Origin of the sequence: Pseudonocardia broussonetiae, assembly GCF_013155125.1 — a bacterium.
In the GTDB taxonomy this organism is placed as follows: Bacteria; Actinomycetota; Actinomycetes; order Mycobacteriales; family Pseudonocardiaceae; genus Pseudonocardia; species Pseudonocardia broussonetiae.
In genome coordinates this window covers 2,229,384-2,242,056 of record NZ_CP053564.1, presented here as the reverse complement: position 1 = coordinate 2,242,056, position 12,673 = coordinate 2,229,384, and the positions used below count along the sequence as shown (strand labels likewise).

The 12,673-nt window shown below is 70.1% G+C and carries 15 protein-coding genes; 13 read left to right on the top strand and 2 right to left on the bottom strand.

What is annotated here, in order from left to right; genetic code table 11:
• Positions 1-34 precede the first annotated feature (34 nt).
• The 4 genes from HOP40_RS11065 to HOP40_RS11050 all read left to right on the top strand — a co-directional run bounded on the left by HOP40_RS11065 (position 35) and on the right by HOP40_RS11050 (position 3,069).
• Positions 35-895 carry a sugar phosphate isomerase/epimerase family protein gene (locus HOP40_RS11065; RefSeq protein WP_172157385.1) on the top strand — a complete coding sequence of 287 codons (861 nt, stop codon included), beginning with the start codon at positions 35-37 and terminating at the stop codon, positions 893-895.
• Positions 896-1,463: 568 nt separating this feature from the next.
• Positions 1,464-1,853, top strand: a complete 390-nt coding sequence (locus HOP40_RS11060; RefSeq protein WP_172157383.1) for an ATP-binding protein — start codon at positions 1,464-1,466, stop codon at positions 1,851-1,853.
• 374 nt (positions 1,854-2,227) lie between these two features.
• Positions 2,228-2,713, top strand: coding sequence for a VOC family protein (locus HOP40_RS11055; RefSeq protein ID WP_172157381.1), 486 nt, complete (start codon positions 2,228-2,230; stop codon positions 2,711-2,713).
• A gap of 50 nt (positions 2,714-2,763) precedes the next feature.
• Positions 2,764-3,069 carry a hypothetical protein gene (locus HOP40_RS11050; protein WP_172157379.1) on the top strand — a complete coding sequence of 102 codons (306 nt, stop codon included), beginning with the start codon at positions 2,764-2,766 and terminating at the stop codon, positions 3,067-3,069.
• A 314-nt stretch (positions 3,070-3,383) separates the two neighbouring features.
• On the opposite strand, the gene HOP40_RS11045 is transcribed toward HOP40_RS11050, so the two are convergent.
• Positions 3,384-3,905: a hypothetical protein gene (locus tag HOP40_RS11045; protein WP_172157377.1), complete on the bottom strand. Its 522-nt coding sequence runs from the start codon at positions 3,903-3,905 to the stop codon at positions 3,384-3,386.
• A 214-nt stretch (positions 3,906-4,119) separates the two neighbouring features.
• Complete coding sequence (locus HOP40_RS11040; protein ID WP_172157375.1) at positions 4,120-5,211, bottom strand: DUF1152 domain-containing protein; 1,092 nt, start codon at positions 5,209-5,211, stop codon at positions 4,120-4,122.
• 88 nt (positions 5,212-5,299) lie between these two features.
• Here HOP40_RS11040 and HOP40_RS11035 point away from each other — a divergent pair, with 88 nt between their 5' ends.
• The 9 genes from HOP40_RS11035 (at position 5,300) to HOP40_RS10995 (ending at position 12,554) form a co-directional block, all read left to right on the top strand.
• Positions 5,300-6,046: a GntR family transcriptional regulator gene (locus HOP40_RS11035; RefSeq protein WP_172157373.1), complete on the top strand. Its 747-nt coding sequence runs from the start codon at positions 5,300-5,302 to the stop codon at positions 6,044-6,046.
• Positions 6,047-6,154: 108 nt separating this feature from the next.
• Complete coding sequence (locus tag HOP40_RS11030; protein WP_172157371.1) at positions 6,155-6,589, top strand: plasmid replication, integration and excision activator; 435 nt, start codon at positions 6,155-6,157, stop codon at positions 6,587-6,589.
• A 106-nt stretch (positions 6,590-6,695) separates the two neighbouring features.
• Positions 6,696-7,103 carry a hypothetical protein gene (locus HOP40_RS11025; RefSeq protein WP_172157369.1) on the top strand — a complete coding sequence of 136 codons (408 nt, stop codon included), beginning with the start codon at positions 6,696-6,698 and terminating at the stop codon, positions 7,101-7,103.
• The gene (locus tag HOP40_RS11020; protein WP_172157367.1) at positions 7,100-7,405 is read left to right on the top strand and encodes a WhiB family transcriptional regulator; all 306 of its coding nucleotides are present in this window, start codon (positions 7,100-7,102) and stop codon (positions 7,403-7,405) included. Before HOP40_RS11025 ends, HOP40_RS11020 begins: the two co-directional genes overlap by 4 nt.
• Positions 7,406-7,461: 56 nt before the next feature.
• The gene (locus HOP40_RS11015) at positions 7,462-7,719 is read left to right on the top strand and encodes a hypothetical protein (protein ID WP_205347154.1); all 258 of its coding nucleotides are present in this window, start codon (positions 7,462-7,464) and stop codon (positions 7,717-7,719) included.
• Entirely contained in the window at positions 7,719-9,311 is a 1,593-nt protein-coding gene (locus tag HOP40_RS11010) for an FtsK/SpoIIIE domain-containing protein (RefSeq protein ID WP_172157365.1), read from the top strand. Before HOP40_RS11015 ends, HOP40_RS11010 begins: the two co-directional genes overlap by 1 nt.
• Entirely contained in the window at positions 9,308-10,957 is a 1,650-nt protein-coding gene (locus HOP40_RS11005) for a replication initiator (protein ID WP_172157363.1), read from the top strand. The genes HOP40_RS11010 and HOP40_RS11005 overlap by 4 nt, the downstream gene beginning before the upstream one ends.
• Positions 10,954-11,163 (top strand): helix-turn-helix transcriptional regulator, encoded by a 210-nt coding sequence (locus HOP40_RS11000; protein ID WP_308112777.1) that lies wholly within the window; start codon positions 10,954-10,956, stop codon positions 11,161-11,163. Before HOP40_RS11005 ends, HOP40_RS11000 begins: the two co-directional genes overlap by 4 nt.
• The gene (locus HOP40_RS10995) at positions 11,160-12,554 is read left to right on the top strand and encodes a tyrosine-type recombinase/integrase (RefSeq protein ID WP_172157361.1); all 1,395 of its coding nucleotides are present in this window, start codon (positions 11,160-11,162) and stop codon (positions 12,552-12,554) included. The genes HOP40_RS11000 and HOP40_RS10995 overlap by 4 nt, the downstream gene beginning before the upstream one ends.
• The last annotated feature ends 119 nt before the right edge of the window (positions 12,555-12,673 follow it).

Here is a 12,673-nt window from a genome sequence, read left to right as displayed (position 1 = left end):
GGGCTCGTGCGCATCCTCGGGGTGACCGCCGACCGTGGCTGACACCGGGCGCGGCTACGACCTCGTCGCGAGCTTCTTCACCTTGACCGGCGCCGGCTTCGGCGAGGAACCCCGGTTCCCGTTCACCGAGCGGTGCCGGGCGGCCGCGGCGGCGGGGTTCACCGGGATCGGGCTGCACGTCGACGACCTGCCCCGCACGATCTCGTCCGGGCTGGACGTCGCGGACATGCGCGCGGTGCTGGCCGAGACGGGTCTGCGTGTCGTCGAGATCGAGTTCCTGGGCGGCTGGGCGCTGGATGGAGATCCGGTCGACCTGGATGCCGGCGTCGCCCGCGTCGAAGCGGTGGCCGATGCGTTCGGGGGCCGCCACGTCAGCGCGGGCGAGTTCCGTGGCGACGGCACGCTCGACCTCGACGCCGCTGCCGCACGGCTCGATGCGCTGGCAGGCCGCCTCGCACAGCGCGGCCTGCTGGTCGCCGTCGAGGCGTTCCCGTGGTCCGTCCTCGCGGGCCCGGACACCGTCGCGGAGCTGCTGGGCAGGGTGCAGGCGTCGAACGTCGGGAGCCTCATCGACGTCTGGCACTTCTCCCACAACGGCGGAGAACCCGCCGCGCTGACGGGGCCGGTCGCCGCGGTCCAGCTCAACGACGGACCGCGGGTGCACGCGGACTTCCTCGCCCACGCCCGCGCCACGCGCCGGCTGCCCGGAGAGGGCGACCTCGACGTCGTCGGCCTGGTCCGCGCCGTGCTGCGCGCCGGCTTCACCGGGCCGTGGTGCGTGGAGGTCAACACCCCGCAGCTGCGTGCGCTGCCGGTCGAGGAGGCGGCACGTCGGGCCGCCGCCGCCGCAACGGCGGTCCTCGCCGCAGCCGGGGCGCCACGCCGGCCGGTCTGACCGGTGCGCGCCGCGACCCGTCGAACGTCGCGCGGGTGCTGCCGGGACGGAGCGGCAGAGGCCCCGGCGGGCCACGGTGGCAGTTCCACCGTGGACGCCGGGGCCGGTCCGCCTCAGGCGGTGGCCGCCTCCCGCGCCCGCAGGTCCTTGCGCAGGAACCGCGGGCCTCGGCGACACACGGCCCTCGACCTGCGACAGCGCTGATTTTGATCATGTCGCTGCCGGTGGTCGTTACGTGCCGGTCCCGTAGACGGTGCGGGAAACGCTCTACGACCTTCCTGCACGCCGGATGCTGGTGGTGATCTCGTCGCGGCGCGGGTGGAACCCTTCCGGGTCGAGGGGCGGGGTGCAAGGCACGTCTTCCCGCCTTGTGCCCCGCCCCTCGACCCGGTAGCCGTCTCGGCGTGCCGCGGCGAGATCACCACCCCGCCGCACTCCCCCGATCTCCGAGCGGTGCCGGGCGCGGGCGGAGCCCGCATGATCTGCAGGCCAGAGTTTGATGCGATTCTCACCGGGCACGCATGGATGAGCTATCGACCAACAGCCGACGCAGGGAGCCCGGGTACAGGTGGCTGAAGCGTCGTGGCGGTTCGAACCTCAGATCACCGCGCCCGCGGGGATCCGAAGACACCTCACCTCAGCGCTGAACCAGTGGGGCGTCGCTCCGAGAGACCGGGATGACGTGATGTTCGTCCTGAACGAGCTGGTCACCAACGTCATCGAGCATGCGGGCACGCCGGGCGAGGTCCACGTCGGGCATGACGGCGAGGTCGCGGTGATCCGCGTCATCGACTTCTCACCCGACATTCCCCGGCTCAGACTGTCCATGTCGGAGCATGAACCGGCCTGCGGGTTGCGACTGGTGGCCGCACTGAGTCGCAACTGGGGCTACGTCGTCTTACCGGGAGGGAAGACGGTCTGGGCAGAGGTTCAGGCGAGATCCGGGGAGGCACCGTGACTACTCGTGGCCTCAGTGGGGGTCCCGAGCTGGTGACCTCGTCCAGTGAGGTTCGGCGCACATCCCAGGAGCTCGCCGGCGATGTCGCTCGGCTTGCCGACGAGGTGGCCCGCACTTCCGAGCGCTTAGCCAAGCTCCTGCGCGAGCGAGCCGATGCCCATCCCGATCCGACTCGGGCTGATCATCTGCGGCGGGCGGCAGCGCGGGCCGAGGAGTTCGTACGCGAAGAGCGCTCGGCGAGCCGGCGGTGGCGCAGGGTCCACGCGTCCGACGACTGACGAGTCTCGTGGAGCTGTGCCGCGCGGCTCGTCTGTGAAGTCAGCCTGCCCGCCGAGGTGCTCCCGCTACGCTCACGGCGAGGCCGAGGGGGCGCCATGACCGACGAAGTGGGCCCGACCACCGTGGCATGCGGTTGCTGCGGCGAACCCCGGCCTGCGGAAGACGTCTCGAGGTTGGGACTGCACCCCGAGATCGCCGTGTGCGGTAGCTGCCTCCACAACATGGCCGGCCGCGTCGTCGCCCGTCCTGCGATCACTCCAATCTTTGCTGTGCACGACATGGCCGCCGCTCGCGAGTTCTGGACTCGGGCCGGGCTGCGCGTCGATGAGTACAGCCCCGAGTACGCCTTCGTCATGCACGGGGAGGCCGAGATCCTGCACCTGGATCTGCGGGCGGATCTGGACCCGGAGCGCAACGCCGCAGCCTGCTACGTGCACGTCGCTGATCCCGTCGAGTGGAATCGGCAGTGGAAGGAGCAGGGCCTGCCGGTGAGCGACGTCGTGATCGAGCCATGGGGGATGGTCGAGTTCAACGTGAAGGATCCGAGCGGCAATCTGATCCGGATGGGCCGCAACGACTAAAGCGTTCACCGGCTGCCCCTCGGGGGGCTGAGCCAGGCACACTTGCGGCTATGCGGGTCGAGCTGCTGGTTGTGTCGGACTGCCCGAACGAAGCGCCGGCCTACGAACGTCTGCGTCGGGCGCTCGATGATACCGGGCGCTCCGACACCTTGATCATGGTCCGCACGCTCACTGAGGACTCGATCGGATCGGCGGCTGCGTTCGCTGGGTCGCCCACGGTCCTGATCGATGGGGTGGATCCGTTCGCGGAGCAGGCGACGCCGGCGGCGAACCTGTCGTGTCGGGTCTATCGGTCTGCGGACGGGGTGTCCGGCGCGCCGTCGCTGGATGAGCTTCGTCGGGTCGTTCGTCGCTGAATCAGTCCTGGGAGCACGCTCGCTCGTCTTCTGGCAGTGGGGCCGGGTAGGCGGCCACGGCGCCGCGAACGGGCCGGAGGTGTAGTGAGCGAGTGCCGGGGCCGGCGTGGCCGGCCCCGCGCCGCCGGAGGCGGCGCGCTTGATCCTAAAGAGACAGATTCGGCAGCACTGCTGGTGACGCCCGCCGAAGCGCGGTGGGTGGCCAGGGGAGGCGTCGCCCGGAGCGCAGGGGCTACCACGGTCGAACGACCCGCAGCGTGGCGGCGAGCGTTAAAGCTCGTCGACGCCACACACCGCGACGTTGGGTGCGAGCGTTAGCGCGTGAGGAGCGTAATGGCTGCAACCGTTGCCGTGACCGCTGTTGCTGATGCCCCAAAAAGAGGCACCATAATTGCTGGATTGCGAAACCATGACAAATCGATAGGAATAACGGATGTTCTGCTTGGAGCAAGCTCCCATACCCTGCTTGCTGTTAGCCAAGCAACTACTGCAACCACAGCCAAAAATATGCCCATGATGGATACCGACACCGGGAATGGGAGCGAATTTAAATCAATCAGCCGGGAGAGCAAGCTCCAACAGACTAGGACTCCTACAAGGAGGCTGGCCCAGAGCAGTGCCCGGGCAACCAGTAGCGCCGCACGGCGCGTCGGAATCGCGGAGTACCGGCTTTCAATCTGATGTGCGCGAGCAAGGGCCGTTCCAGTGCTGGCTTCTGCCGACTGATCAAAGGTTCCGATCAATTCGAAATCAAGAGCGGAGTCGTCGGGGTAGAACACCAGCAAGTCCATTTTGATCAGGTCGTGCGGACGGTGGACCTCCACTAGCTTGGTCACATCTGTAGAGCGTGTCTGTTCTCCACCTCGCCACTCGGCTGACGTGATAACGCGGCTTGCGCCGTCAATAGCGAGAGCGATCAGCTCCGAAAGCTCCCCGCCTGTCAATCTCTTAGGCCGCAGCTTTCGTGAAACAGTTACCCGCGTCGGCTGTAGCATCAGTCCCCTACTCCTTTGAAGGGACCTACTCTACTGGACCCGTGAGAGCGACCGCCTACGTGGTTCGATACAACGACGGTTCATACCGTTTAGAACGATTGGTCGCGAGCAGATCAGTTAGGGCGGTAAACGTAGAAAGTGTCGTTGCGCCGACGAGTTCCGACAGGCGGCGGACACTGATGAACTCTGCTCCGTGCAGGCGGGCGCTGTCGGCGAAGCGATCAACGACGGGTAGATCGGCTTCGGTGGGCTCGTGAGCATGACCGGTGGCCAGCCGTTTAGCCTTTTGGGTCTCGTACGCAATCTCGGAGATTCCGGTGACTTCGCGGATTGACCGCTCTGCGTCATCAAGCGATTTGGCGTCGAGTATCTGCGCAGCGGGGGTCACTTCGGCGGCTCGCTTCGCGTCGACCGCGGACAGAAGCGTCGTGGCGTCTGTCATCTCGACGTGATCGCCTGCGTCACGGACTTCGACACTTCCGCGGCGTCCCGCGGCGGCCGCGGCAAGCAGCCCAGATGCCTCGGACGGGTGCCACCCGAACACATGGCGGACGGCGGCGATGGATTCGGCGTCAAGCGCGGGAAGGTCCTGCGCGTCGAGCTGGGTCAGGCGCTCCGCAATCACGGCGGCCGGCAGCTCGCCGTCGAGACCGGCACCGGCGATGAGTAGCCGGGTCGGGATTCCAGTCCGAACGCATGCGGCGAGTGCCAGCTGATCCGCGAGCGGGCTGCGCAGCCCCAGGTCCGCGCCGTTGGTGAGGGCATCGCCTCCAACGTCGATCAGGTCTACGTCGTCGAGCTGGAAGTACTCGACCGCTGCCACGATCTGGTGGGCCATGCCGACCGCTCCCCCGCTCGGATCGAGCAGCAGGAGCCGCGCGGGCAGCTCGGCTGCGAGCCTCGGGAGCGACGAGCCGGCGCCGCCGATGGGCGTGGTCGTGGCGACCACTTCGAGCACGTTCGGAGCGAGCTTGCGCAGTCCGGTGAAGTCGGCGGCGGTGCGTGGTCCGGGGAGTGGGTCGATCATAAGTCGGTCCCATGAGTAGGTCATGACGATCGGCGGGCCGGCTGTGGCGTGGCGGCCGGCAATCGCGGCGCCGGTGATGGCGTCGCCACCGCCTCCGGCGGCCACAGTGAGGGTCCCCACCTGCGCGACCCTACGTGAACTCCAGTGAACGATAGGCGCCTACAGTGGCAAGTGGCATAGGACAGTTGATGAGCCCAGCGAGGGGCAGATGCCCGAGATCCAGAAGGTGCTCCCGAAGTACCTGCAGATAGCCGGCCACATCCGCGACCAGATCGTGCGCGGAGACCTCAACCCCGGTGATGAGGTCCCGTCGGAGCGTGAGCTGGCGGTGCGGTGGAGCGTGGCCCGCCCGACCGCGGCCCGCGCACTGGAGTCGCTGCGCGTTCAGGGTCTCGTGGAGTCCCGGCAGGGGTCGGGCACCTACGTGCGGGCGAGTCAGGCCGCTCCCCGGGCGCGTGAGCGCTACGAGCGGGGCCGCGACCTGGGCACGATGTACGGGGCGGCCGAGTCCGTCGAGTTCCTCGCCACCGACATCGTGACCGGCGCCGATCACGTCGTCGAGGCGCTACAGCTCCCGACCGGCAGCGAGGTCATCCGCCGCACTCGTCTGCTGCGCGGTGAGGGCGGCCGACCGATCGAGCTGTCGACATCGTGGTTCGCCCCTCAGCTCGCCGGGCCGGCCCCGCGGCTGCTGCACCCGGAACGGCTGCTGGGCGGGACGGGCAAGTACATCGCCGAGGTGACCGGCCGCGACTCCGAGTACGCCCGGGACCAGGTTGCGGCGCGCCTGGCAACGGCCGAGGAACGTCGACTGCTCGAACTCCCCCGCCCGGCCGCCGTCCTGGTCTACCGACTGACCGCCTACGGCAGCTCGGACCAGCCGATCCAGTTCGACGAGGCCACCTACCCACCCGATCATTGGGCCTTCCGCCAGGAGTACCCGCTGGCCCGGTAGCCCCGGCCGTGGGCAAGTCATCCACACCCCCATTGCCTCAGTGGCCTATGCCACTTATAGTGGTAAGTGGCATAGGCCAGACAGCCTGCCGCACACTCAGGAGGCGCAATGGCGATCAACGGCAAGTTCAAGGTCAACCACGGGGACGTGTTCCCGCACGGCGCCTACGTCGTCGGGGAGGTCGAGCCGGTCCGGGACTTCGAGCGCTCGACCCGAGAGCGGCCGGTGCAGGCCACCGACAAGGAGACCGGCCAGTTGGTGTGGTCGGTGTCGGTGCTCGACCCCGACCCGGACGCCCGTAAGGACGCCAAGACGGTCACCGTGAAGATCGCCGCCCCGCATCAGCCGGTCCCGCCGGAGGCGATCGCGGGGATGCCGTTCCGTCCGGTGGAGTTCGACGGGCTCACCGTCACGCCCTATCTCAACGAGAACGGCGGCCGGACCCGTATCGCCTACAGCTTTCGGGCCTCGGCGATGCGCGCCCCGCAACAGGCCGGCGCGGGTAAGCCGACGCCCCGCGCGCACACCGGGGAGGCCGCCTGAGCGACATGGCGGAGGGGAGCCGCGGCTGCAACCGGGCTCCCCTCCTGACCTTCCACGAGCCCAACCCCTGGCAAGGAACCGAGTCCCGGAAGGACACCGACCTTAGATGCGCACACCCCTGATCGCCCCACCCGCTGACTCGGCGGCGACGCGAGTCGTCCCGGACATCCCGGCCCACATCGTCACCGCCCTGGCCGAGCTGGACGACGCCTACGACCTCGCGGCCCGGATGCCGCACACCAGCAACGTCGAGCACGCCCACCGCGCGCTCGCCCTGGCGCGGGTCTGTGCCCGGCGGGCGGCGTGGTGGCGGGTCCTGGCCCGCTGGACCTACCGCGCCGGATTCGACCGGCTACACGGCAAGGCGGCCCTGGCGGCCGGGCACAGGCAGCAGGAACGGTCCCGGTTCTGGCGCGACACCGCCGCGGACTGGCGCGCCCGCACCGACCACCGGCCAACCTCCGACGCCGCCGGAGCGCTGTCCAACTGGGCCGAGCTGGGGGTGACGGCATGACCGCCCCGGTCCACCTCGCCGACCTCGCCGGATGGGACTGGCGCCAGCTCGCGGCCTGCGCCGCCGCCGACCCGGAGACCTTCTACCCGCTCGACCTGACCCCCACAGGACCGGCCGTCACCGCGGCCCGCCGGATCTGCACGGGGTGCCCGGTCCGGGTGCCGTGCCTCGCCGACGTCATGGCGTCCGAGAGCCCGGCCCGGCGCTGGGGCATCACAGCCGGCCTCACCCCGGACGAGCGGACGGCCCTGTTCCTCGGGCAGCGTCCACTGATCGGGCCGACTGGGGCGGTGGCTGCGTGAGCGCCCGGACCCGATCCCGCGTTAACGCCACCTTGACGAATGGACGAACGGCGCGGGTGGTGGAGAACTCGGAGTTCGCCGCGTTCGGCCGTCGGGTCATCCGAGCCGCCGGCCGTCGGATCGCTGCCGGTGACGTGGACGCTCTGCCCGACCTCGCCGCCCTCTCCGTGGAACTTGACGCCGCCATCAGCGACGCCGTGACCGGGCTCCGAGAGGCCGGCTACTCCTGGGGCGAGATCGCCGCCCGACTCGGCGTTACCCGGCAGGCCGCGCACCAGCGATGGTCCGCCCCTGTCGCTGGGGAGGTGGCGTGATGAGTACCGCGCAGATCGTTCTGGTCGCCCTCGTGGCCGGGGGTGGGCTGTGGGTGCTGCACAAGGTCGGGCGCTGGTTGACCCAGCTCCTGGAAGCCCTGGCCGCGATCGCCGTCGTGTTCGTGACGCTCTGGCTGATCGTCAAGGGCGTCTTGTGGGCAGGACGCCAAGTCGTGAAGCACTGGCGGACCAGTGTCAGCACCGCCGTTGCAGCGGCCTGGTGCTACCTGCTGGGCTGGCCCTCGCTCGCCATCACCGCCGCGGTCATCGGGCTCGGCTTGCTCGGGTGGTGGCAGCTCGGCCGCGACTCTTTCGAGCCTTGGGCCGGTCGGCACCTGCGGGCCTGGTGGCTGCGGTGGGTGCTCTACGCCCGGAAGATGCCCGGCTGGCTGCGAGCCTGCGGGCTGACCGTCGCCGACCGCGATCCCGGCGTGCACGTCCAGGTCAACCCGTTCCGGCGGTCCGCGGTCCAGCCGAAGGTGAAGCCCGGCGCGGGCCGCACACCCCGCGTGGTCGGGGTCCGCTCGGGCGGGTCCTGGGACGAAGTGCGGGTACGGCTCGTGCCCGGGCAGACCCCGGAGGACTTCGACCTCGCCGCCCGCTCACTGGCCGTCGCCCGCGGGGTCGCTCGCTGCCAGGTTCGCGAGCTCGGACCGGACCTGGTGTCGATCGACTTCCAGCGCCACGACCGCCTCGCCTCGGTCGTCCCGTGCCAACACCTCGGGAACCTGACCTGGGTCCGCGGCGAACACGTCGACTTCCGCCGCGTGTGGTCCGGGCGCAGCGAGTACGGCACCGACTGGTTCCAGGCCATCGAAGGCAGCCACACCCTCGTCGCCGGCTCCACCGGCGCGGGCAAAAACTCCTTCACCTGGGCTCCGATCATCTCCCTGGCCCCGGCCATCCGCGACGGCCTGGTCCGCGTCTCCGGCATCGACCCCAAGGGCATGGAGCTGGCCTACGGCCGGCGGGTATTCCACCGCTACGCCTCCACGTCGAAGGACGCGTTGGCGCTGCTGGACGACCTGATCGACGGCATGACCGCCCGCAAGGAGCAGTTCTCCACCCACAAGCGGGTCGTCCCGATCAGTCGGGAGTTTCCGTTGGAGCTGGTCGAGTTCGACGAGATCGGCGCCCTGGTCCGCTACGTCGGCGACCGCAAGACCCGCGAAGCCATCGTCGAACGCGTCGCACTGCTCACCACCCAGGGCCGCGCACTCGGGTACTCCGTCCGCGGCTACGTCCAGGAACCGACCAAGGACACCGTCCCGGTCCGCGAGCTGTTCCCCCGCCGGATCTGCCTGCGCGTGGCGAGCAAGTCCCACGTATCGATGGTGCTCGGCGAGCACGCCTACGACCGCGGCGCCTGGGCCAACCGCATCGGCGAACACGAACCCGGGATCGGCTACCTGTTCGGCGAAGGCATCCGCGAACCCCTCCGGGTCCGCTCGGCCTGGGTGCCCGACCACGTCATCAAGGACCTGGAGCACTTCGTCCACTCCCCCGCCTCGCCCCCGCTGGCCATCCCCGTGCAGGGCGGGCCGTTCGCGGCACCCGTTCCGGCGCTGCAACCGATCGGAGGCCAGGCATGACCACCACCGAACCGGTGACCGTCGACTACGACCAGCTCACCCGCGCGCAGAAGGCCCTGATGTCCCTGTCCGGGGACGTCGCCCAGCAGCTCGCCGAAGACCACGGCGTCTGCGTCCGCCCGCTGGCCATGCGCCGGCTCGACCTGACCACCGGGCGGGTCGACGTCGTCCCCGTTCCCTGCGGATCCCGGCGGGATGACGTCTGCAAGCCGTGCGCGGACAAGTGCCGCCGCACCCGGATGACCCAGTGCCGGGAGGGCTGGCACCTCGAGCACGAACCCATCCCCACCCGACCCACACCGACCGAGACCCAGAAGGAGCTGCTGGCGGTCCGGGCGGACCTGCACGCGGTCTACCAGGAGGAGGACGAGGAATCCGAGCGCGAGGCCATCCGCGACACCGTCGCCGTCCTCGACGAAGAGCTGCGCCGGGCCGGCGTGACGGGCCGGTTGGAACCGCTCGACCCGCCCGAGCGGCCGACGGTGAAGCGCTCGACCCGGCGACGGCAGGACGCTCCGAACCTGCCCCGGCGGCCGGTGGAGAAGCGCACGCTCGGGCAGGTGTTCGGCGGCAAGTACCGGCCCTCCACCTTCCTCACCCTCACCCTGGACTCCTACGGGCGGGTGGACGGGGACGGAGCTGCGCTCGACCCGGACGGCTACGACTACCGCCGCGCTGCCCGCGACGCGATCCACTTCCCCAAGATTGTCGATCGGTTCTGGCAGAACACCCGCCGCTGCGTCGGGTGGGAGGTCCAGTACTTCGGGACCATCGAGCCCCAGAAGCGCGGGGCGCCGCACTTCCACGCCGCGATCAGGGGCACCATCCCGCGCGCGGAGCTGCGGGCGATCACCGCCGCGACCTACCACCAGGTGTGGTGGCCCGAGCACGACCAGCAGGTCTACTGCGGCGACCACGCGCCCGTGTGGAACGACGACGCCCACGGCTTCGTCGACCCCGACACCGGCGCCGAACTCCCCACCTGGGAGGAGGCCACCGACCCGGAGGTGCTGCTGACTCCCGGGCACACGGTCACGTTCGGCGCCCAGGTGCACGTCAAGGGCATCCTCGGCGGCACCGAGGAGGCCGGGCGCCACATCGGCTACCTGACCAAGTACCTCACCAAGTCCGTCTCCCAGGCCGCCGGGCTCGTCGAGGACCCGACCGCTCGGCAACGCGAGCACCGCCGCCGTCTCGTCGCCGAACTCGACCGCACCCCGTGCTCCCCGCAGTGCCCGATCTGGCTCCTCTACGGGGTCCAGCCCAAGAAGGTCCGGCACACCGCCGTGCCCGGGCAGTGCAAGGGCAAGGCCCACCGCCCCGAACACCTGGGCATCGGCGGCCGCCGCGTCCTCGTTTCGCGCAAGTGGTCGGGCAAGACCCTCGACGACCACCAGGCCGAACGGGCCGCGTTCGTTCGGCAACTCCTCCACACCGCCGGAGTCCGGCCCGGCTACGCAGTGGATGACGGGCCGTTCGAGTGGGAGAAGACCCGGCCCGGCGACCCGGACGTCCCGACAAGACCGGCGCTGCTGCTACACGCGATCTCCCAGCGACAACGCTGGAAAGCCGACTACACCGCCGCCCAAGCCCTGGCCGGCGACCTGCCCGACGAGCGTTCGGCAACCGAGGAGGTAGCGGCGTGAAGGCGATCGACCGTGACGAGCTGCTGAGTGTCCGGCAGGTGCTCGAACTGCTTGGGGGCGTCTCTCGGGACACCTTCTACGAGTGGCGGGAGAAGCGGACCGCTCCGCCCTGCTTCCGTCTGCCCAACGGGCACCTCCGGGTGCGGCGGGGTGACCTGCTGGACTGGCTGGAGGGCCTGCGGGACGCGCCGGGACGGGCGGCATGAGCGAGCGGCCGACGACCTACCGCGTGAGCGTGTGGAACGTCGTCAAGCACGCCTCGCGCCGTCGGTACGGCGTCCGATGGAAGACCGAGGGGCGGGAGCACTCGGAGTGGTACGCGACCAAGGCGCTGGCGGAGTCGTTCCGGTCGGACCTGCAACGGGCTCAGCGGGCGGGTGAGGCGTTCGAGGTGCAGAGCGGGCTCCCGGTGTCGCTCGCGCGCAAGCGGAACGCGCGGACGCTCCTGGAGGTGGCGACGAGCTACGTCGACTGGTTGTGGGCCAGCGGCGCACCTCCGAACACGCGTAAGGGCGTCGTGACGAGCATGGCCGCGATCGTGCCGCTGTTCGTCCGGCAACTCGATCACGCGCCCGATCCGGCGGCTCTGCAGCGGCTGCTGTCGACGCGCCTGCTCCCGCCGCCTCGTCGTGGTGAGCCGTTGACTGCGGCGCAGACCGCGGCAGCGAGCTGGGTGGTCCGAGCATCTCGACCAGTCGCCGATCTGGGCGATGACATCGTGGCCTCGGAGTTGCTGACGGCGCTCGGCAAGACCGTCTCAGGGCGCTCGGTGACGTCGCTGACGTGGGACAAGCGTCGGGCGGTGCTGCACCGCACGGTGGAGTTCGCGCGGTCGTCGGGGTGGATCGACGTCAACCCGCTCACCGGTCGGCGCCACGTCGTGCGCCACAGCGGGCCGCAGATCGTCGACCCACGCGTGGTGGTCAACCCGGCGCAGGCGCGCCAACTGCTCGCAGCGGTGACCTACGTCAGGGGCCGGCGGCTCCAGGATCGGGACCGTGGTCGGCGGCTGCATGCGTTCTTCGCCTGCATCTACTACGCCGGTCTGCGGCCCGGCGAGGTCCAGTTGCTGCGGGAGGCGGACTGCACGTTGCCCACCTCGGGCTGGGGCGAGCTGGTGCTCACGGGATCGCGCTCGGAGGTCAGCGCCGGCTACTACGCGCCGCGGGGGAAGCGTCACCACGAGCGTCCGTTGAAGCGTCGCGCGGCGGAGGAGGTCCGGCCGGTGCCGATCCCGCCCACGCTCGTCGAGATCCTGCGCGCGCACCTGGCGGAGTTCGGGACGACGCGGGACGGCCGGCTGTTCTCCGGCGTCGAGTCGGGAGAGAACGTGCCGGGCTCGGTCTACTCCCGGGTGTGGGAGGAGGCCCGGCAGATCGGGCTCAGCCCGGCGCAGGAGGTGTCCCCGCTCGCCCGTCGTCCGTACGACCTCCGCCATGCCGCTCTGTCGAGCTGGTTGGCCGCGGGGGTCCCGCCCACCGAGGTAGCCGAGCGCGCGGGGAACTCCGTCAAGGTGCTGTTGACGGTCTACGCAAAGTGTCTGGACGGTCAGCGCTCGGCCTACAACGACCGCATCACGACGCTGCTCGACGGATGAGGGCGGGAACGGCAGAGGCCCCGGCGGTCCACGGTGACAATTCCACTGTGGACGCCGGGGCATCTCCGCGTTCCGTACCGGTCCCGTGGATGACCCCAGATCACCCGGCACTCCGCCGG